The organism is Streptomyces sp. ICN903, from assembly GCF_022015835.1.
Lineage (GTDB): Bacteria > Actinomycetota > Actinomycetes > Streptomycetales > Streptomycetaceae > Streptomyces > Streptomyces fenghuangensis.
Genome location: NZ_JAKMAY010000039.1, coordinates 1 through 19,607 on the forward strand (window position 1 = coordinate 1; position 19,607 = coordinate 19,607).

The 19,607-nt window shown below is 69.9% G+C and carries 15 protein-coding genes; 8 read left to right on the forward strand and 7 right to left on the reverse strand.

Annotation, left to right across the window (positions count from 1 at the left end; genetic code table 11):
• Window positions 1-419: 419 nt before the first annotated feature.
• The gene (locus L7D48_RS06455; RefSeq protein ID WP_374491394.1) at window positions 420-1,904 is read left to right on the forward strand and encodes a CCA tRNA nucleotidyltransferase; all 1,485 of its coding nucleotides are present in this window, start codon (window positions 420-422) and stop codon (window positions 1,902-1,904) included.
• Here L7D48_RS06455 and L7D48_RS06460 read toward each other — a convergent pair.
• The 3 genes from L7D48_RS06460 to L7D48_RS06470 all read right to left on the reverse strand — a co-directional run bounded on the left by L7D48_RS06460 (window position 1,876) and on the right by L7D48_RS06470 (window position 7,731).
• Complete coding sequence (locus tag L7D48_RS06460; protein ID WP_237877916.1) at window positions 1,876-3,225, reverse strand: MFS transporter; 1,350 nt, start codon at window positions 3,223-3,225, stop codon at window positions 1,876-1,878. The genes L7D48_RS06455 and L7D48_RS06460 overlap by 29 nt on opposite strands.
• A 102-nt stretch (window positions 3,226-3,327) precedes the next feature.
• Window positions 3,328-4,899, reverse strand: coding sequence for a glycosyltransferase family 87 protein (locus L7D48_RS06465; protein ID WP_237877917.1), 1,572 nt, complete (start codon window positions 4,897-4,899; stop codon window positions 3,328-3,330).
• 177 nt (window positions 4,900-5,076) lie between these two features.
• Window positions 5,077-7,731, reverse strand: coding sequence for a transglycosylase domain-containing protein (locus L7D48_RS06470; protein WP_237877918.1), 2,655 nt, complete (start codon window positions 7,729-7,731; stop codon window positions 5,077-5,079).
• A gap of 440 nt (window positions 7,732-8,171) precedes the next feature.
• Between L7D48_RS06470 and L7D48_RS06475 the strand changes: the two genes are divergently transcribed.
• A complete protein-coding gene (locus tag L7D48_RS06475) occupies window positions 8,172-8,783 on the forward strand; it encodes a PadR family transcriptional regulator (protein ID WP_237877919.1) in 612 nt (203 codons plus the stop codon).
• Between the two features lie 75 nt (window positions 8,784-8,858).
• The gene (locus tag L7D48_RS06480; RefSeq protein ID WP_237877920.1) at window positions 8,859-9,941 is read left to right on the forward strand and encodes an inositol-3-phosphate synthase; all 1,083 of its coding nucleotides are present in this window, start codon (window positions 8,859-8,861) and stop codon (window positions 9,939-9,941) included.
• A gap of 199 nt (window positions 9,942-10,140) precedes the next feature.
• On the opposite strand, the gene L7D48_RS06485 is transcribed toward L7D48_RS06480, so the two are convergent.
• The 3 genes from L7D48_RS06485 to L7D48_RS06495 all read right to left on the reverse strand — a co-directional run bounded on the left by L7D48_RS06485 (window position 10,141) and on the right by L7D48_RS06495 (window position 12,827).
• Complete coding sequence (locus tag L7D48_RS06485; RefSeq protein WP_237877921.1) at window positions 10,141-11,172, reverse strand: alanine racemase; 1,032 nt, start codon at window positions 11,170-11,172, stop codon at window positions 10,141-10,143.
• A gap of 92 nt (window positions 11,173-11,264) precedes the next feature.
• A complete protein-coding gene (locus L7D48_RS06490; protein ID WP_101254001.1) occupies window positions 11,265-12,383 on the reverse strand; it encodes a peptidoglycan bridge formation glycyltransferase FemA/FemB family protein in 1,119 nt (372 codons plus the stop codon).
• A gap of 141 nt (window positions 12,384-12,524) precedes the next feature.
• Entirely contained in the window at window positions 12,525-12,827 is a 303-nt protein-coding gene (locus L7D48_RS06495; protein ID WP_237877922.1) for a hypothetical protein, read from the reverse strand.
• Between the two features lie 360 nt (window positions 12,828-13,187).
• On the opposite strand from L7D48_RS06495, the gene rpsF reads away from it, so the two are divergent.
• The 4 genes from rpsF to rplI all read left to right on the forward strand — a co-directional run bounded on the left by rpsF (window position 13,188) and on the right by rplI (window position 14,925).
• Window positions 13,188-13,478, forward strand: coding sequence for a 30S ribosomal protein S6 (gene rpsF, locus L7D48_RS06500; protein WP_237877924.1), 291 nt, complete (start codon window positions 13,188-13,190; stop codon window positions 13,476-13,478).
• A 110-nt stretch (window positions 13,479-13,588) separates the two neighbouring features.
• On the forward strand, window positions 13,589-14,152 hold the full coding sequence (locus L7D48_RS06505) for a single-stranded DNA-binding protein (RefSeq protein ID WP_237877926.1): 564 nt from the start codon (window positions 13,589-13,591) through the stop codon (window positions 14,150-14,152).
• Window positions 14,153-14,223: 71 nt separating this feature from the next.
• The gene (gene rpsR, locus L7D48_RS06510) at window positions 14,224-14,460 is read left to right on the forward strand and encodes a 30S ribosomal protein S18 (RefSeq protein WP_027765513.1); all 237 of its coding nucleotides are present in this window, start codon (window positions 14,224-14,226) and stop codon (window positions 14,458-14,460) included.
• Window positions 14,461-14,478: 18 nt separating this feature from the next.
• Window positions 14,479-14,925 (forward strand): 50S ribosomal protein L9, encoded by a 447-nt coding sequence (gene rplI, locus L7D48_RS06515; RefSeq protein ID WP_237877927.1) that lies wholly within the window; start codon window positions 14,479-14,481, stop codon window positions 14,923-14,925.
• A gap of 91 nt (window positions 14,926-15,016) precedes the next feature.
• On the opposite strand, the gene L7D48_RS06520 is transcribed toward rplI, so the two are convergent.
• The gene (locus tag L7D48_RS06520) at window positions 15,017-16,363 is read right to left on the reverse strand and encodes an MATE family efflux transporter (RefSeq protein ID WP_237877928.1); all 1,347 of its coding nucleotides are present in this window, start codon (window positions 16,361-16,363) and stop codon (window positions 15,017-15,019) included.
• Window positions 16,364-16,825: 462 nt separating this feature from the next.
• Here L7D48_RS06520 and dnaB point away from each other — a divergent pair, with 462 nt between their 5' ends.
• Window positions 16,826-19,549, forward strand: coding sequence for a replicative DNA helicase (dnaB, locus tag L7D48_RS06525; protein WP_237877929.1), 2,724 nt, complete (start codon window positions 16,826-16,828; stop codon window positions 19,547-19,549).
• Window positions 19,550-19,607: the final 58 nt, after the last annotated feature.

Below are 19,607 nucleotides of genomic sequence, written 5' to 3' on the forward strand. Positions count from 1 at the left end.
GAGGGGGCCGATGGAGCGGCGGCCGCAGCGGGGGACTGGGGAACCACTGCCGCCAGCAGTGGCAGGGAGGCGGCCAGCACGGCCGTGCAGCGCACCGCCCATCGGCGGCGGGCAGGAGCGATGGGGGTCCCTGGGGTCTGTGCCGCCTCGGCCACGTGCCTAGTCCATCCTGTCCGCCGGTCGTCCGTACCGGTGCGCTGCCGATCTGCCAATGGTCTGCCGCTGGCCTGCTACTGGTCTGCCGCCGCTGTGACGCACTCAGATGCTAACGATCCCTGTCGGCCGTGAGTGCCGCGGAGCCGACCATGGAACCGACCGTGACGCCGGTCATGGCGCCGGTCATGGGCCGGGCTCGGCCGACGGGCCGGAAGAGCAACGGGGAGGACCGGTGGGAGACGGGCCACGTACCCTGTTCTGCTGTGCCGAACGCCAACACTGACAGCCATCCCCAGCAGCAGGCCCACGGGCCCACCCGAGAAGCTCCTCCAGCGGTGCTGGGGGAAGCCCAGCGCAGAGCCGTGAGCGAGTTGCTGCGGGTGTCCCCCGTCGCCGACGACCTGGCCCGCCGCTTCAAGGATGCCGGATTCACTCTGGCCCTGGTCGGTGGTTCCGTGCGCGACGCGCTGCTGGGCAGGCTCGGCAACGACCTGGACTTCACCACCGATGCCCGGCCGCAGGACATCCTGGCCCTGGTCCGGCCCTGGGCGGACGCGGTGTGGGAGGTGGGCATCGCCTTCGGCACGGTGGGCTGCCGCAAGGACGACTACCAGATCGAGGTCACCACGTACCGGTCGGAGTCGTACGACCGCACATCGCGCAAGCCCGAGGTCTCCTACGGCGACTCGATCGAGGAGGACCTGGTCCGCCGGGACTTCACCGTCAACGCGATGGCGGTCGTGCTGCCCGAGAAGACCTTCGTCGACCCGCACCGAGGTCTGGATGACCTGGCGCGCCGGGTACTGCGTACGCCCGGCACCCCCGAGGACTCCTTCTCCGACGACCCGCTGCGGATGATGCGGGCCGCACGCTTCGCCGCCCAGCTCGGCTTCGAGGTGGAGGACGGGGTCGTCGCCGCCATGACGGCGATGTCCGAGCGGATCGAGATCGTCTCGGCCGAGAGGGTGCGGGACGAGCTGAACAAACTGATCCTCGCCGACCAGCCCCGTCGCGGTCTGGAACTGCTGGTGAAGACGGGGCTGGCCGACCGGGTTCTGCCCGAGCTGCCCGCACTGCGCCTGGAGCGGGATGAGCACCACCGGCACAAGGATGTCTACGAGCACACCCTGACCGTGCTGGAGCAGGCCATCGACCTGGAGGAGGACGGCCCGGACCTCACCCTGCGGCTGGCAGCGCTGCTGCATGACATCGGCAAGCCGAAGACACGCCGGTTCGAGGAGGACGGGCGTGTCTCCTTCCACCACCACGAGGTGGTGGGGGCGAAGATGACCAAGTCCCGGATGACCAAGCTCAAGTACCCGGGCGAGACGGTGAAGGACGTCTCGCGTCTGGTCGAGCTGCATCTGCGCTTCCACGGCTATGGCACCGGGGAGTGGACCGACTCGGCGGTGCGGCGCTACGTCCGCGACGCCGGCCCGCTGCTGGAGCGGCTGCACAAGCTGACACGGTCGGACTGCACCACGCGCAACAAGCGCAAGGCCAATGCCCTGTCGCGTGCGTACGACGGCCTGGAGGAGCGCATCGCGCGGCTGAAGGAGCAGGAGGAGCTGGACTCCATCCGCCCGGACCTCAACGGCAACGAGATCATGGAGATCCTCGGGCTGCGTCCCGGTCCCGAGGTGGGTGAGGCCTACCGGCACCTGCTGGAGCTGCGACTGGAGCATGGCCCGATGGAGCGCGAGGCCGCGATCGAGGCCCTCAGGCAGTGGTGGGCCGACCGGGACTGACCGTACCGCTCCTTCCCTCACGGTGGCTGTTGCGGCGTTTCACGTGAAACACCGCAACAGCCACCGCCGCGTACAGCGCCGTCACCGTCATCACCAGAGCCGGTGAACGGCCGTCCGGGGGAAGCATCAGGGCGGCCAGGCCGGCGGCGCCGACGAAGGCGACGTTGAAGAGCATGTCGTACAGGGAGAAGACCCTCCCTCGGTAGACGTCGTCCACCGAGGACTGCACGACCGTGTCCGTGGTGATCTTCGCGCCCTGAGTCGCCAGTCCCACCACGAAGGCGGCGCCCAGTACGGGCGCGGGCTGGAAGGGCAGCGACAGTGCGGGCACCAGTACCGCCGCCCCCGCGGCGCACAGCGCGATCCAGCCGAACCGGCCTGCGCGCTGCACGGCCCAGGGGGTGATGACGGCCGCGACGAAGAAGCCCAGCCCGGAGACGCCCACCGCCAGACCCAGGAGCGCCATTCCGCCCAGTGTGCCCTCACCGTCGCCGCTGCCTCCCCTGCCGCCACCGTCCCAGGCGTAACGGCTCAGCATCAGCACCATCACCGTCAGCGCGCCGTAGCAGAAGCGCAGCACCGCCATTGAGGCGAGCGACTGGGCTGCCTTGCGCCGCTCCCCCAGATGGCGCAGTCCGGCGACCAGTCCGCGGGCGACATCGGCCAGCGCGATGCTCAGCCGGACCCGGATGATCGTGTCCGGCCCGAGCGTTCCACGGTCGATCCGGAGCGATGCCAGGGCGCTCAGCAGATAGAGGCCGGCGCCGAGAACCACGATGGTGGCGTCCGCGCCCGCGCCGTCCGGAGCGGGGATCCGTACGAGAAAGGCGAGCCCGCCTCCCGCGGTGGCCGCCAGGGTGCCCGCGGTGGGGGACAGGGAGTTCGCCATCACCAGCCGTTCGCCGTCCACCACATGCGGCAGTGCGGCGGAGAGCCCGGCGAGTACGAAGCGGTTGACGGCGGTGACCGAGAGCGCGGCGAGGTAGAAAAGCCACAGTGGTGCCGAGGCCAGCACCAGTGCCGCGGTGGCGGTCGCCAGCACGGCACGCAGCAGGTTGCCGAGCAGCAGCACCTGCCGCCGCTGCCACCGGTCGAGCAGCACCCCGGCGAAGGGGCCGAGCAGCGAGTACGGCAGCAGCAGGACGGCCATCGCGGAGGCGATGGCGGCGGGAGAAGTCTGCTGCTCGGGGGAGAAGACCACATAGGCGGCGAGCGCGACCTGGAAGACCCCGTCGGCCGACTGGGACAGCAGTCGGACCGCCAGCAGCCGACGGAAGCCGGAGAAGCGCAGGAGCACGCGCAGATCACGCACAACAGCCATGCGGTCAGCCTCACACACCTGCCCGGCAGGGAGGCGCAGCGCCCCCGAGAGCGATCGATCCCTGCGGTGTTTCACGTGAAACACCGCAGGGATCGGCAAGCGTCATTCCCCGTCGGCCCCGTCGGCCCCGTCGGCCCCGCCGGACCCGTCGGACCCGTCGGTGGGGGATCCCCACCGCACCCGCTGGTACCTGGGGACCTGAACGTCCTGAGGGTCTCGAGGGGACTGAGGGTTCTGCGGGCCGGGGAGAACCGGGTGGCGACGCCTTCGGGAGCCGAGGACGAAGACGTCGGGCGCGTGGTCGAGGACACCCCCGGAGGGGTCGTCGGAGCCGTCCCGGCGGACCACATCCCGGTCCGGCAGCAGGATGTCCCGCACCACCACGGCGCACAGGTACAGCGTGCCCAGCAGGTGGAGCACGATCGCGAACTGGTAGCCCTCGGTGGGCAGCCCATGGTGGTCGTCACCACTGCCCGTGTAGGCCAGGTAGAACCAGATGCCGAGGTAGTACATGACCTCGCACGCCTGCCAGATCAGGAAGTCGCGCCAGCGCGGCCGGGCCAGGGCGGCCAGCGGAATCAGCCACAGCACGTACTGCGGCGAGTAGACCTTGTTGGTCACGATGAACAGGGCGACCACGAGGAAGGCGAGCTGCGCGAAGCGCGGACGGCGCGGCGCGCGCAGGGTGAGCAGGGCGATCGCCGCACAGCCCAGCAGCACCAGCAGCGTGGCGTAGGTGTTGGCGTGCTCCAGCGGGTTGCCGGTGCGCTGCGAGATGATCAGCCAGAACGACCCGAAGTCGATGTTCCGTTCCTGGCTGAAGGCGTAGAACTTCCCCCAGCCCTCCGGGGCGAGCAGCATGACGGGCAGGTTCACCGCCAGCCAGGAGGCCACGGCTCCGCCCAGCGCCGCGCCGAACGCCCTCCGGCGTCCCGCACGCCAGCAGAGCACCAGCAGCGGTCCCAGCAGCAGGAACGGGTAGAACTTGGCGGCGGTCGCCAGTCCCAGCAGCACTCCCGAAGTGAACGGGCGGCTGCGCGCCCACATCAGCATCGAGGCGGCGGTCAGGGAAACCGCCAGCAGGTCCCAGTTGATCGTCGCGGTGAGCGCGAGGGCCGGGGCGAGCGCGACCAGCAGCGCGTCCCACGGGCGCCGCCGGTGAGTACGGGCGACGCACACTACCAGGACGGCGGCGCACGCCATCAGCATCCCGGCGTTGACCATCCAGTAGATCTGCTGCCGCTGCATCATCTCGCCGCCCTGCGGTGTGAACCAGGACGCCACCTCCATGAACACCCCGGTCAGCACCGGGTACTCCAGGTACTCCATCCCGCCGGAGATCTCCTGGGGGATGCGGTCGAAGTACGGCGTGAGGTCGGCGGCGAAGCCGCGACCGGTGTAGAGGTGAGGGATGTCGGAGTAGCAGGCGTGCACATACTGGCTGGTCGCCCCGCGGAACCAGCCGCTCTCGTAGCAGGGCAGCTTCTGCGCCATGCCGAGCGCGAACATTCCCAGCATCACCAGCAGCACGACCCGTACCGGCGTCCACCAGGACCCTCCGGTCAGCGCACGCCTGCCGATCGGCCCGCCGATCAGCTCACTGCCCGCGGCGGAGACCTCGTCCTGGACGGTGGGCCGTACCGGTGCCTGCTGCTCCTGGTGCGCGCTCGTCATGGGCCACATCCTGCCGTATGGCGGGTCCGGGCACGCGGTGCGCGAGGCGATGGCACACAGGCCACCGGCCTCGGCCGCCCCGGCGGGTCGAGCCCCGAGAAGCCGGAAGCGGCGCCGTTTCCGGCGCCGCTTCCCCGTGCTGTTTCTCAGCGTTCTTTCCCTCGGACTCCGGGAGGATCAGTCACTTCCGGTGTTGCCCCAGATGCCGCCGCTGTCGTTGCCGCCCGGCCGGCCGTTGGTGCCGCCTTCGTCGGTACCGCCGTCCGAGCCTTCGGTGCCTCCGGTGTCCGTGCCACCGTCCGAGCCTCCGGTGCCACCGGTGTCCGTGCCACCGGTGTCGCTCCCGCCGGTGTCGGTCCCGCCGGTGTCCGTGCCACCGGTGTCGTCACAGAACCAGTCGTTGGGACGGCAGGTGCTCGACGGAGGACCGGACGGCGTCTCCTGGGACGGAGACGGATCCGTGCTGGGCTCGGGCTCCTCGCTCTCCGACGGCGACGGCTCGGGCTCCTCGCTCTCCGACGGCGACGGCGACGGCGACGGGGCGCCGACCTGGTCGATCTTCTTGCCGACCGGGCCGGGCTCGGGGAAGTCCTTCACCGGCACCCCCTTGACGGCGCTCTTCATGTACGCCGTCCACACCTCGGTGGGCAGCCGGCCACCGTGGATGGATTCGAAGCCGCCCGTGCCGTTCATCGACAGCAGGGTGCGCTTCTCCGGGTCCGTGCGGAACAGGGTGACCGCGGTGGACAACTGCGGGGTGTACCCGACCCACCAGGCGGACTTGTTCTTGTCGGTCGTACCGGTCTTGCCCGCCACGGGGCGGCCCAGCTCCTGGGCCCTGGTACCCGTGCCGTGCGGCTTCTCGACGACGCCGCGCAACACGTCGGTGATGTTGTCGGCGATGTCGGAGTCCATCGCCGTCTGCTTCTGGGGCTTCTCGAAGCCGGGCTCCTCCTCGCCGTTGTGCGTCACCTTACGCACCGTGTAGGTGTCGACCTGGGTGCCCGAGGCGGCGAAGGTCGCATAGGAGTTGGCCATCTCGATGGCGCCCGGGGTGGAGGTGCCCAGTGCGAAGGACGGGTTGAGGTTCGGGTCGAAACTGTCCTTCTCGATGCCCGCGCTCGCGGCCATCTCCTTGACCTTGTCCATGCCCACGTCCATGCCGAGCTGGACGAACGGGGTGTTGGCGGAGACCTCCATGGCCCGGCGCAGGGTGATGTACCCGTGGTCCTTGTCGCCGTCGTTCACCTGGTAGAAGGGGTTGCCCTCCTTGTCCAGGTAGTCGGTCCCGTCCTGCTGCTTGACCTTCAGCTTGTTGTCGCCGTTGTACTCACTGCTCGGTGCGATGCCCACACCGTTGCTCCGGTAGGTGCCGTGCTCCATGGCCGCGGCCAGCACGAACGGCTTCCACGTCGAGCCCACCGGGACGCCCAGGGTGTCCGCGTTGTTGGTGAAGTGGCCGTTCTCGAAGCCCGGACCGCCGTAGATGGCCACGACCTTGCCCGTGCCCGGCTCCACCGAGGCGGCGCCGAACTGGACGAACTTGTCGGTCTCGGGGCTTCCCTCGGGATCGATGTACTGCTTGGTGACCTTGCTGACCGCCTTCTCCATCGCGGCGGTCTTCTTCTTGTCGAAGGTCGTGTAGATCTGGTAGCCGCCCTTGTCGAACTGCTGCTTGTTGAGGCCCAGGGTCTCCCTGACCTCCTCCTCGGCGAGGGCGGCCAGGTAGCCGGTCTGCCCGTTGAGCCCGGCCTGGGCCTTGCGCGGGGCGATCTCGGGGAACTCGTACTTGTCCCGTTCGGCCTGGCTCATCATCTTCAGCTCGACCTGCCGGTCCATCACCCAGTTCCAGCGCTTCACGGCGCGCTCGCGGTTCTTCTCGGGGGAGGAGTTGGGGCCCTCACCACCGGCCGGGTCGTACAGGTCGGCACCCTTGAGGACGGTGGTGAGCAGTGCGCTCTCGGCGGGCTCGAGGTCCTTGGCGTCCTTCTCGAAGTACGCCTGGGCGGCGGCCTGGAGTCCGTGGGCGCCGCGCCCGTAGTAGCTGGTGTTGAGGTAGCCCTGGAGGATCTCTTCCTTGCTCTTCTGGGCGTTGACCTTGATGGCGATGAACAGCTCCCGCGCCTTGCGGACGATGGTCTGGTCCTGGCTCAGATAGGTGTTCTTGACGTACTGCTGGGTGATGGTCGAGCCGCCCTGGGTGTCACCGCCCGTGGCCATGTTGAACACCGCCCGGCCGATGCCGATCGGGTCGACGCCCTTGTCCTCCCAGAAGGTGGCGTTCTCGGCGGCGACCGCCGCCTTCTGCATCGACTCGGGGATGTCCTCTATCTTCATGTTCTGCCGGTTGGTCTTGCCGGCTCTGGCCATGACGGTGTCGTCGGACCAGTAGTAGACGTTGTTCTGCTGGAGCGCCGCTATGTTCTCGTCCGGCACCTCCACCATGGCCAGCGCCAGCCCGCCGAGGCCGATCAGCATCCCCATGAAGGCCATGGCCAGGCCGGTGACCAGCTTCCAGGACGGCATCCAGCGCCGCCAGCCGTACTTGCCGGACCTGGGGTAGTCGATGAAGCGCTTCTTCTCGGGCTCGTAGCGCCCCCGCCGCCGACCGACGACCGTGACGTCCCCGGCGGTGTCGGCCGCCCGGCGTCTGCCTCCGCCGGCGCGCTGTGCCGCGCGCCGCGCCTCGGCCCGGCCGCCGTGGGGGCGGTCCGAGGGCATGCCGTGGGAAGCGGTGGAGCCATACGACTGTGCGGCACGCCGACCGCCTGACGGCGGCTGTGCGGCGCGCCGGCCACGCGACTGCGGTGGCTTACGACGGTGCTCGCTCATGTGGAACAGCTACTCCTCGGGCAGGCGCTCGCGCCTGAAGGCGGCAGTGTACTTCCAGTCCCCCGAAGTGCGGCCCGCCCACGTTCCCAGAACTGGCCGCACTGCACCCGGGACGAGGACGCGTCCGACGCCTCGTTGGTTCCCGGTGGCCTTCTGCACAGCGGACAGACTACGCAGGTACGAAAACCCCATCTCCGGCATTCAGGAGAAAGAGGGGCTACCGAGCTGTAGTGAAGGAGCGATGTGAAACCGCTCACTCTCCCCCGCGCCCGTCCCCCCTTGTCGCGCCTGTGGAGGCGTTCTATCGTCTTCGCTATCACTCCGATGTATCGACTCGATACATCGGTGAGAGACAATGGCACAGGACGACAGGGCGTGAGCCCGAGGCGGCCGCCCGCGGACGGGCCGGCCGGCGGAAACCGGCGGAAGGGGTGACGGCGATGGGCAGACGCTCGGGAATCCTGGAGTTCGCCGTCCTCGGACTGCTCCGTGAGTCACCCATGCACGGTTACGAGCTGCGCAAACGGCTCAACACCTCGCTGGGAGTCTTCCGGGCCTTCAGCTACGGCTCCCTCTACCCCTGCCTGAAGACGCTGGTCCAGCGCGGCTGGTTGGCCGAGGAGCCCGGTGACGAGCCCGAGGACTCCCTCGCGGCGCCGCTCGCCGGACGCCGGGCCAAGATCGTCTACCGGCTCACGGCCGAGGGGAAGGAGCGCTTCGAGGAGCTCCTGTCCCAGACCGGGCCGGACACCTGGGAGGACGAGGGGTTCGGCGTCCGCTTCGCCTTCTTCGGCCAGACCTCGCGCGATGTGCGGATGCGGGTGCTGGAAGGCCGCCGCAGCCGCCTGGAGGAGCGCCTCGCCAAGATGCGCACCGCCCTGGCCCGCACCCGGGAGCGGCTGGACGACTACACCCTCGAACTGCAGCGACACGGCATGGAGTCCGTGGAGCGCGAGGTCCGCTGGCTCAACGAACTCATCGAGAGCGAGCGGGCGGGGCGTGATCAGAACCGGGGGGAGACCCCGCCCGATCCGTCCGATGACACCGCGTGAAGGTCCGCACCGAGCGGACCGGCACCAACACCACCGTCGGAAACGACACGGAACAAACACAGGGAGCAACCGCCAATGGGTTCGGTTCGCGTAGCCATCGTCGGCGTGGGCAACTGCGCCGCCTCGCTGGTGCAGGGCGTCGAGTACTACAAGGACGCCGACCCGAAGAGCCGCGTGCCGGGTCTGATGCACGTGCAGTTCGGCGACTACCACATCTCGGACATCGAGTTCGTGGCCGCGTTCGACGTGGACGCCAAGAAGGTGGGCCTGGACCTCGCCGACGCCATCGGCGCCAGTGAGAACAACACCATCAAGATCTGCGACGTGCCCGCCACCGGTGTGACCGTCCAGCGCGGCCACACCCTCGACGGCCTGGGCAAGTACTACCGCCAGACCATCGAGGAGTCGGCCGAGGAGCCGGTCGACGTCGTGAAGGTCCTCAAGGACCGCGAGGTCGACGTCCTGGTGTGCTACCTCCCGGTGGGCTCCGAGGACGCCGCGAAGTACTACGCGCAGTGCGCCATCGACGCGAAGGTCGCCTTCGTCAACGCGCTGCCGGTCTTCATCGCCGGCACCGAGGAGTGGGCGAACAAGTTCGCCGAGGCCGGTGTCCCGATCGTCGGCGACGACATCAAGTCCCAGGTGGGCGCGACCATCACGCACCGTGTGCTGGCCAAGCTCTTCGAGGACCGCGGCGTCGTCCTCGACCGCACGATGCAGCTCAACGTCGGCGGCAACATGGACTTCAAGAACATGCTCGAGCGCGAGCGCCTGGAGTCCAAGAAGATCTCCAAGACCCAGGCCGTCACCTCCCAGATCCCCGACCGGGACATGGGCGAGGACAACGTCCACATCGGCCCGTCGGACTACGTGGCCTGGCTGGACGACCGCAAGTGGGCCTACGTCCGCCTGGAGGGCCGCGCGTTCGGCGACGTCCCGCTGAACCTGGAGTACAAGCTGGAGGTCTGGGACTCCCCGAACTCCGCCGGTGTCATCATCGACGCCCTGCGTGCCGCGAAGATCGCCAAGGACCGCGGTGTCGGCGGCCCGATCCTCTCGGCCTCCTCCTACTTCATGAAGTCCCCGCCGGTCCAGTACTTCGACGACCAGGCCCGGGAGAACGTGGAGAAGTTCATCAACGGCGAGGTGGAGCGCTAGGAAGCACTCCGGGTGCCACCCGGGCGCCGTTCGGGAAGCGCACGGGAGGCATCGGGGAGCACCGCACCGGACGGCCGGGACGCATCCGGTGGCGCGGCATGGCGAGGGGCCCGGACACGAAACCGTGTCCGGGCCCCTCGCCGTCGTACGGCGCCGTGTACGGCCGGGCGGTACGGCGCCCGCCGCCGCGCGCGGCCGCTCAGTTGTCGACCAGCCGGTCGTACTGCGTCGTCGTGTGCCGCAGGATCGCAGTCAGCTCGTCGCCCACCTTCGGCTCCGCAGCCTCCTCCGGCACGAACAGGATCGACACCTGCATGTGCGGCGGCTCGGCGAACCAGCGCTGCTTGCCGTCCCAGACGAAGGGCGAGAGGTTGCGGTTCACCGTCGCCAGCCCGGCCCGCGCCACGCCCTTGGCCCGCGAGGTCATCCCGTGCATGGCCTTCGGCGCCTCAAGACCCACCCCGTGCGAGGTGCCACCGGCCACCACCACCAGCCAGCCGTCGCCCGGTGCCTTCTGCTGCCGGTAGCCGAAGCGGTCGCCCCGCGCCACCCGCGTGACGTCCAGCACCGAGCCCCGGTACCGGGTGGCCTCGTGGTCGCCCAGCCACAGCCGCGTGCCGATCCGCGCCCGGAAGCGGGTCTGCGGGAACTGCTGCTGGAGCAGCGCGAACTCCTGGGGCTTGAGATGGCTGACGAACATCGTCTCCAGCGGCAGACGGGCCGCCCGCAGCCGGTCCATCCAGCCGATGACCTCGTCCACCGCGTCCGTGCCGTCGGTGCGGTCCAGCGGCAGGTGGATCGCGAAGCCCTCCAGCCGCACGTCCTCGATCGAGGCGCGCAGCTTGCCCAGGTCCTCCTCCACCACCCCGTGCCGCTTCATCGAGCTCATCACCTCGATGACGACACGGGCCCCGACCAGCGCGTTCACCCCGTCGACCGAGGAGACGGTGCGGATCGCCCGGTCCGGCAGCGGCACCGGCTCCTCACCGCGGCGGAAGGGGGTGAGCACCAGCAGGTCCCCGCTGAACCAGTCCTTCATCCGGGCGGCCTCGTACGTCGTGCCCACGGCGATGACGTCCGAGCCGAAGCGGGTCACCTCCTCGGCCAGCCGCTCGTGGCCGAAGCCGTATCCGTTGCCCTTGCAGACCGGGACCAGTCCCGGGAACTGCTGCAGCACCGTCTGCTGGTGCGCCCGCCAGCGTTCGGTGTCGACGTAGAGGGAGAGCGCCATGGCCGTACGGAACCTTTCTCATCGGTCCCGGCGTGTGCCGGCGGGCCGTCTTCCGTCCCGCCGGCCTCGCCGGACGTGCGTGGAGCAGGGCGTCAGCGGCGCGACATGTAGATGTCGAGCGCCTTGTGCAGCAGCTTATTGAGCGGAAAGTCCCACTCGCCGAGATATTCGGCGGCCTGGCCGCCGGTGCCCACCTTGAACTGGATCAGACCGAAGAGGTGGTCGGAGTCGTCCAGGGAGTCGCTGATGCCGCGCAGGTCGTACACGCTCGCCCCGAGAGCGTACGCGTCCTGCAGCATCCGCCACTGCATGGCGTTGGAGGGGCGCACCTCGCGCTTGTGGTTGGCCGAGGCGCCGTAGGAGTACCACACGTGCCCGCCCACGATCAGCATGGTGGCCGCGGCCACCGGCTCGCCCTCGTGCTTGGCGAAGTACAGCCGCATCCGGTTGGGGTCCTCGGCGTTCAGCGCCGTCCACATCCGCTGGAAGTAGCCCAGGGGGCGCGGCCGGAAGCGGTCGCGCTCGGCTGTCACCTCGTACAGCTCCTGCCACACCGGCAGGTCGTCGTAGCCGCCCTGCACGACCTCGACGCCGGCCTTCTCGGCCTTCTTGATGTTGCGCCGCCACAGCTGGTTGAAGCCCTTGTGCACCTCGTCCAGCGAGCGGTTCTCCAGCGGCACCTGGAAGACGTAGCGCGGCTGGACGTCGCCGAAGCCGGCGCCGCCGTCCTCGCCCTGCTGCCAGCCCATCCGCCGCAGCCGGTCGGCCACCTCGAAGGCGCGCGGCTCGATGTGGGTGGCCTCGACGTCGCGCAGCCGCTTCACGTCCGGGTTCTGGATGCCGGCCTTGATCGCGGGGGCGTCCCAGCGCCGGATCACCACGGGCGGGCCCATCTTCACCGAGAACGCGCCCTTGGCCTTCAGGTGCGCCAGCATCGGGCGCAGCCACTCCTCCAGGTTCGGCGCGAACCAGTTGATCACCGGTCCCTCGGGCAGATAGGCCAGGTAGCGCTTGACCTTGGGCAGCTGGCGGTACAGCACCAGGCCCGCCCCGACCAGCTCGCCGCCCGCGTCGAACCAGCCCAGGCTCTCCGAACCCCACTCGGCCTTCACGTCCGCCCACGCGGGCACCTGCATGTGGCTGGCCGATGGCAGGCTCCGGATATACGCCAGGTGCTGCTCGCGACTGATCGTCCTCAGGGTCAGGCTCATTACGGGGCGCTCCTCCGGCGTACTTCGCAGGGTCTGGCCGGAAGCCTACTGCGCAGGCACGCGCCCCGGACGTGCCAGTACGGGGCCGTGGCGAGCCGCCGCCGGCCGCGCCCCGCCCCGGGCGGGCCGGCGGGAGGGAGGTCAGCCGAACAGCCCGCCGTTCGACATACCCAGGTAGAAGCCGACCGCCGCCGCTCCCATGCTGACGACCAGCGCGAACCGCTCGCCGGTGGTCGCGGAGATCATCTGCCCCCAGCCGCCGGAGACGATCCCCAGCAGCCCGGCCCAGGACGCGATCAGACTGAGACCGGAGAAGAAGCCGGTGACGAACGCGACCACGCCGAGCACCGCGGTCACGGCGACGAGCCGGTTCTCGACCGGATGCCGCCGGCCGTCGGTGTTGAGGAGGGAGGAGACCGGGCTCCTCCGTACCGCCTGTGCCATGGGAACCTCCTGCGGGACGACCGTCCGGGCGGCCGTGCTGCCGGACCGCCGGACTGCCTGACAGGGCGGACGAGCCGCATCCGCCGGATTCGCGAGGGTGCGACGGGTGACGCGTGTCACGCCCCTTGTGTCCAGATTGCGGGGATCGGGCACCGGATTTCAACCCGAGTGGCGGTGCGGGTACTCTGTACCGTCTGCGCGGTGTCTGCCCCGGCGGCGACCGGATCCGGGGAACGGACCGGGGACTTTCCGGGGAACGGGCCGGGACTGTCAGTGCCGGCCGATACCGTTGCTCACGCATCACGACCCTCCTGCCACGGAACGACCGTGGCCGCCGAGTCCAGAGGAGGTGGGTTCCACATGCGTCACTACGAGGTGATGGTCATCCTCGACCCCGATCTCGAGGAGCGCGCTGTCTCCCCGCTGATCGAGAGCTTCCTTTCCGTCGTCCGCGAGGGCGACGGAAAGGTCGAGAAGGTCGACACCTGGGGCCGTCGTCGTCTCTCGTACGAGATCAAGAAGAAGCCCGAGGGCATCTACTCGGTCATCGACCTGCGGGCCGAGCCCGCGGTCGTCAAGGAGCTCGACCGTCAGATGAACCTGAACGAGTCGGTTCTGCGGACCAAGGTCCTCCGCCCCGAGACCCACTGAGCGCCCCCGCTCAGCGGATCCCGGGCAACCGGTAGCGCCTCCGGCACTCCGGAAGCACCGGCACCACAGCATCACCAGCAGCCAGCAGCACCCCGCCGAGAGGTTCACCCATGGCAGGCGAGACCGTCATCACGGTCGTCGGCAATCTGGTCGACGACCCCGAGCTGCGCTTCACCCCCTCCGGTGCGGCGGTCGCGAAGTTCCGCGTCGCGTCCACTCCCCGCACCTTCGACCGCCAGACCAACGAGTGGAAGGACGGCGAGAGCCTGTTCCTGACCTGCTCGGTGTGGCGGCAGGCGGCGGAGAACGTCGCCGAGTCCCTCACCCGGGGCACCCGCGTCATCGTGCAGGGCCGGCTCAAGCAGCGCTCTTACGAGGACCGCGAGGGCATCAAGCGCACGGTCTACGAGCTGGACGTCGACGAGGTCGGCGCCAGCCTGCGCAACGCCACGGCCAAGGTCACCAAGACCACCGGCCGCGGCGGCGGCCAGCAGGGCGGTGGCGGCGGCTGGGGCGGCGGCCCCGGCGGCGGCCAGCAGGGCGGCGGCGCACCCGCGGGCGACCCGTGGGCGACCGGCGCTCCGGCCGGCGGCCAGCAGGGCGGCGGCGGTGGCGGCTGGGGCGGTGGCTCCGGCGGTTCCGGCGGCGGCTACTCGGACGAGCCTCCCTTCTGAGGGACCCCCAGGGGTTCCGGGAGGGGCTGCGCTCACAGGCACAGACTTCTTGAACCAAACGGAGAGAGACAATGGCGAAGCCGCCTGCTCGCAAGCCGAAGAAGAAGGTTTGCGTGTTCTGCAAGGAAAAGATCAAGTACGTCGACTACAAGGACACGAACCTGCTGCGGAAGTTCATCTCCGACCGCGGCAAGATCCGTGCCCGTCGCGTGACCGGCAACTGCACCCAGCACCAGCGTGACGTCGCCACGGCCGTGAAGAACAGCCGTGAGATGGCGCTGCTGCCCTACACCTCGACCGCTCGATAAGGGAAGGATGACCGACTCATGAAGATCATCCTGACCAACGAGGTCTCGGGTCTCGGCAACGCCGGCGACATCGTCGAGGTGAAGGACGGGTACGCCCGCAACTACCTGCTCCCCCGCGGATTCGCCATCCGCTGGACCAAGGGCGGGGAGAAGGACGTCGAGCAGATCCGCCGCGCCCGCAAGATCCACGAGATCGCCACGATCGAGCAGGCCAACGAGATCAAGGGCCGGCTCGAGGGCGTCACCGTGCGCCTGAAGGTCCGCGCCGGCGACCAGGGTCGCCTGTTCGGCTCCGTCACCCCGGCCGACGTCGCCGCGGCGGTGAAGACCGCGGGCGGACCGGACGTCGACAAGCGCCGCATCGAGCTGGACGCCCCGATCAAGACCCTGGGCTCGCACCGGGTCTCGGTGCGTCTGCACCCCGAGGTCGTCGCCAAGATCGGCATCGAGGTCGGCGCCGCCTGACGGCACCCCCGGCACACGGCCGGAAGGGCCGCGGTCCCCGCGAGGGGGCCGCGGCCCTTCGCCGTGCTCCGTACCGCGCCGGGCGGTCAGCTCAGGCGCGCACCGCTCCGGTGACGACCCAGCGGCCCGAGCGGGCCCGCAGCCACAGGGTGACCAGCCGCATCCCCATCATCAGACCGGCGACCGCCCACCACAGCGCGGTCAGTCCCCCGCCCAGCGCCGGGACCGCCAGCGCCGCCGGGGCGAACACCACCAGCGTCGCCAGGGCCGCCCACGCCAGATACGGCCCGTCGCCCGCGCCCATCAGCACCCCGTCCAGCACGAAGACCACCCCCGCGACCGGCGAGGTCACCGCCACCACCAGCAGCGCGGGCGTCAGCCGGTCGTGTACGGCGGTGTCCGGGGTGAACAGCGGCAGCAGCAGCGGGCGCGCCGCGACCACCAGCACTCCCAGCACCACTCCCGAGGCGATCCCCCACTGCACCATCCGCCGGCACGCGGCGCGCGCTCCCGCCGCGTCCCCCGCGCCCAGGTAGCGGCCGATGATCGCCTGCCCGGCGATGGCGATGGCGTCCAGGGCGAAGGCCAGCAGTGACCAGACGGTCAGCGTGATCTGGTGCGCGGCCACCTCGACGTCCCCCAGCCGCGCCGCGACGGCGGTCGCCAGCACCAGTACGGCGCGCAGTGACAGGGTGCGGACCAGCAGCGGCGCCCCGGCCCGGCCGCTGGCCCGGATCCCGGCGGCGTCCGGCCGCAGCGAGGCGCCGTGCCGCCGGGCGCCCCTGACCACCACCACCAGATAGACGGCCGCCATCGCGCACTGCGCGATCACCGTGCCCCATGCCGAGCCGGCGATGCCCAGCCCGGCTCCGTACACCAGGGCGAAGTTGAGCACGACGTTGGCGGAGAAGCCGCCGACGGCCACGTACAGCGGGGTGCGGGTGTCCTGCAGCCCGCGCAGCACACCGGTGGCGGCCAGGACCACGAGCATGGCAGGGATGCCCAGCGCGCTGATCCGCAGATACGTCACCGCGTGCGGGGCCGCGGTCGCGGACGTCCCGAACAGGTCGACGAGCGCGGGCGCGGTGGGCAGCGCGGCGGCCACCACCGCCGCGCCGAGCAGCAGCGCCAGCCAGATCCCGTCCATGCCCTGCCGGATGGCGGCGGGCAGGTCGCCGGCCCCGACGCGGCGCGCGACGGCGGCGGTGGTGGCGTAGGCGAGGAAGACGAAGACGTTCACCCCGGTGGTCAGCAGGGTGGCCGCGACACCGAGCCCGGCGAGCTGAGGGGTGCCCAGGTGGCCCACGATCGCGCTGTCGGCCATGACGAACAGGGGCTCCGCGACGAGCGCGCCGAAGGCGGGGAGCGCCAGCGCGATGATCTCGCGGTCGTGGCGGCGTACCGCGGTGCGTCCGGCCGGCGGGGGAGCGTGTGTCATGATCCGATCCAAACATCCACAAGTAATAGTTGCAATAGAGATGTGACCATTACCATTCCTCACCTGGGGTGAGATCCTCTGCGCCGTTTGTCGCGATCTTGACGCGAGTCGCGAAGTTTTTCTCCTGCACAGCCGGTGGATGGGAAAACAGCAGCTCAGAGCCTGTGTAAAAGTCGGCCGGACAAGTTCTCCACAGGCCCGTCCCCCGCCCCGTGCACAGGAATCGCCGAGTTCTCCACAGGATGCGGTCGTTCATCCACACGCCCTGTGGATAACCGGATTGGCTGGAGGCCCCCGTAGCCCTACCGTTGTTCGGCGCCCGCCTGCTGTTCCCCTCTTCTTCGCCCGGCCCGCGGCCTGCCGCGGGCCGGAACCGCGGCCGGGGAGTGGGCGCGCCCAGTGTCAGAGCCGTGCCGTAGGAAAGAGGGGCGCGGGTCGCGAGGAACGGGAGGAGGTGGCGGGATGACGCAGTCCGAACACGTCGACAGCCCGGCACCCGGATACGCCACCGGGGCCCCCGGCCCGGGAGGGCCCGGTCCGGGAGACCACCTCCCGGTCTCCCGCCGCAGCCGCGACGCCGCCGTCGACGGCGAGCGCCACGACCGCGGCGCCGACGCCTGGCCCTCGGGCCCGGTGGGCGGCTTCGACCGCCTCCCCCCGCAGGACCTCGACGCCGAGAAGTCCGTCCTCGGCGGCATGCTGCTGTCCAAGGACGCCATCGCGGACGTGGTGGAGACCCTCCAGGGCAAGGACTTCTACCGCCCGGCCCACGAGACGATCTACCAGGCCGTCCTCGACCTCTACGCCAAGGGCGAGCCGGCCGACCCCATCACCGTCGCCGCCGAGCTGACCAGACGCGGCGAGATCGCCAAGGTCGGCGGCCCCGGCTACCTGCACTCCCTGGTCCAGGCCGTCCCCACCGCGGCCAACGCCCAGTACTACGCGGAGATCGTCCACGAACGCGCCGTCCTGCGCCGCCTGGTCGAGGCGGGCACCCGCATCACGCAGATGGGGTACGCGGCCGACGGTGACGTGGACGAGATCGTCAACTCGGCCCAGGCCGAGATCTACGCCGTCACCGAGCAGCGCACCTCGGAGGACTACCTCCCGCTCGCCGACATCATGGAGGGCGCGCTCGACGAGATCGAGGCGATCGGCTCGCGCAGCGGCCAGATGTCGGGCGTGCCGACGGGCTTCACCGACCTGGACTCGCTGACCAACGGGCTCCACCCGGGCCAGATGATCGTCATCGCGGCCAGACCGGCGATGGGCAAGGCGCTGGCGCTCGATACCCCGCTGCCCACCCCTGACGGGTGGACCACGATGGGCGACGTCCGCGAAGGGGATGACCTCCTCGACGCCGACGGGCGCCCCACCCGCGTAGTCGCCGCGACCGACGTCATGCACGGCCGCCCGTGCTACCGGATCACCTTCGATGACGGAACCACGGTTGTCGCGGATGCCGAGCACCAGTGGCTCACCGACACCCGCTCCTCCCGGCGCTACGCCCACCAAGCCGCGACGGTGAAGACCACGAAGGAGATCGCGGAGACAGTACGGTGCCTGACCGCCGACCGGCGCACGAACCACTCCGTGCGCAACACCGCTCCGCTTGACCTGCCCGAGCGGGCACTCCCGATCCCGCCCTACACCCTGGGCGTCTGGCTCGGAGACGGCTCAAGCACCGCCGCACGCCTGACCACCGTGGACCCTGAGATCTTGGAGTACGTCCAGAAGGACGGCATCACCACCCGCCCGGTCGGCAGCACGGAAGTCACCTACGCTCTGTCTCTGACGGTGGACGCACCGGAACGCCTCAAGCGGTCCTGCACCGTGTGCGGCACGGAGTTCGTCCCCAGGCTGGCGCATGTCCGTACCTGCGGCCGATCCTGCGGTGGCCGGGCGCGTGCCGCTTCCGCCCCAGTACCACACGCCACCTGCGTCGACTGCGGGACCACGTGCTTCTCTCCCTTCACCAAGCCCCGGTGCGCCCCGTGCACCAGGCGGCACGGCAGCTTCCTCGTCCTTCTACGGGAGCTGGGTGTGCTGGGGAACAAGCACATTCCCACCGAGTACCTGCGAGGGTCCGTTGCCCAGCGGAGAGCACTGCTGGCGGGGCTTCTCGACACTGACGGCACCGTATCCCGCACCGGCTCCGTGCAGTTCGCCGTCACCAACCACGCTCTCGCCGAAGGGTTCCGGGAGCTGGTCATGAGCCTTGGGTACCGGTGCGGGATGGCGACCAAGCGCGTCAAGGGCAGATCGGAGGAATCCTCGACCTGCTACACGGTCACCTTCACCACCGACGACGAGGTGTTCCGGCTGGGCCGCAAGCAGCAGGCACACCGGGACCGCCTCCGCCCGTCCACGCCGAAGCTGGGGCAGCGGTTCATCACGAGCGTGGAGGAGATCGAATCCGTTCCGGTACGGTGCGTCCAGGTCGACAACCCGGCCCACCTGTACCTGTGCAGCCGCTCCATGGTCCCTACGCATAACAGCACCCTCGCCCTGGACTTCGCCCGGGCCTGCTCGATCAGGAACAACCTGCCCAGCGTGATCTTCTCGCTGGAGATGGGCCGCAACGAGATCGCGATGCGGCTGCTGTCCGCCGAGGCGCGGGTGGCGCTGCACCACATGAGGTCGGGCAGCATGACGGACGAGGACTGGAACCGGCTGGCGCGCCAGATGCCCGATGTCACGGGCGCGCCGCTGTACATCGACGACTCGCCGAACCTGACGATGATGGAGATCCGCGCCAAGTGCCGCCGCCTCAAGCAGCGCAACGACCTGCGGCTGGTCGTCATCGACTACCTCCAGCTGATGCAGTCGGGCGGCTCGCGCCGTCCCGAGAGCCGTCAGCAGGAGGTCTCGGAGATGTCCCGGAACCTCAAGCTGCTGGCCAAGGAGCTGGAGGTGCCGGTGATCGCGCTCTCCCAGCTCAACCGCGGCCCCGAACAGCGCACCGACAAGAAGCCGATGGTCTCGGACCTGCGCGAATCGGGCTCCATCGAACAGGATGCCGATATGGTCATCCTGCTGCACCGCGAGGACGCCTACGAGAAGGAGTCGCCGCGGGCGGGTGAGGCGGACCTGATCGTGGCCAAGCACCGCAACGGCCCGACGGCGACGATCACCGTGGCCTTCCAGGGGCACTACTCGCGCTTTGTGGACATGGCCCAGACCTGACCCGACCTGACCCGACCTGACCTGACCGGGCGCGGTGCCCGCCCCGGGGCCCGGTGTC

Excerpts from the sequence above, each read along its gene's own strand:
- L7D48_RS06495 (WP_237877922.1), bottom strand. The coding sequence starts at position 12,827 with ATGGCACAGGCGGTACGGAGGAGCCCGGTCTCCTCCCTCCTCAACACC.
- L7D48_RS06470 (WP_237877918.1), bottom strand. The coding sequence starts at position 7,731 with ATGAGCGAGCACCGTCGTAAGCCACCGCAGTCGCGTGGCCGGCGCGCC.
- L7D48_RS06465 (WP_237877917.1), bottom strand. The coding sequence starts at position 4,899 with ATGACGAGCGCGCACCAGGAGCAGCAGGCACCGGTACGGCCCACCGTC.
- rplI (WP_237877927.1), top strand. The coding sequence starts at position 14,479 with ATGAAGATCATCCTGACCAACGAGGTCTCGGGTCTCGGCAACGCCGGC.
- rpsR (WP_027765513.1), top strand. The coding sequence starts at position 14,224 with ATGGCGAAGCCGCCTGCTCGCAAGCCGAAGAAGAAGGTTTGCGTGTTC.
- rpsF (WP_237877924.1), top strand. The coding sequence starts at position 13,188 with ATGCGTCACTACGAGGTGATGGTCATCCTCGACCCCGATCTCGAGGAG.
- L7D48_RS06475 (WP_237877919.1), top strand. The coding sequence starts at position 8,172 with ATGGGCAGACGCTCGGGAATCCTGGAGTTCGCCGTCCTCGGACTGCTC.
- L7D48_RS06490 (WP_101254001.1), bottom strand. The coding sequence starts at position 12,383 with ATGAGCCTGACCCTGAGGACGATCAGTCGCGAGCAGCACCTGGCGTAT.
- L7D48_RS06505 (WP_237877926.1), top strand. The coding sequence starts at position 13,589 with ATGGCAGGCGAGACCGTCATCACGGTCGTCGGCAATCTGGTCGACGAC.
- L7D48_RS06460 (WP_237877916.1), bottom strand. The coding sequence starts at position 3,225 with ATGGCTGTTGTGCGTGATCTGCGCGTGCTCCTGCGCTTCTCCGGCTTC.
- dnaB (WP_237877929.1), top strand. The coding sequence starts at position 16,826 with ATGACGCAGTCCGAACACGTCGACAGCCCGGCACCCGGATACGCCACC.
- L7D48_RS06520 (WP_237877928.1), bottom strand. The coding sequence starts at position 16,363 with ATGACACACGCTCCCCCGCCGGCCGGACGCACCGCGGTACGCCGCCAC.
- L7D48_RS06485 (WP_237877921.1), bottom strand. The coding sequence starts at position 11,172 with ATGGCGCTCTCCCTCTACGTCGACACCGAACGCTGGCGGGCGCACCAG.
- L7D48_RS06480 (WP_237877920.1), top strand. The coding sequence starts at position 8,859 with ATGGGTTCGGTTCGCGTAGCCATCGTCGGCGTGGGCAACTGCGCCGCC.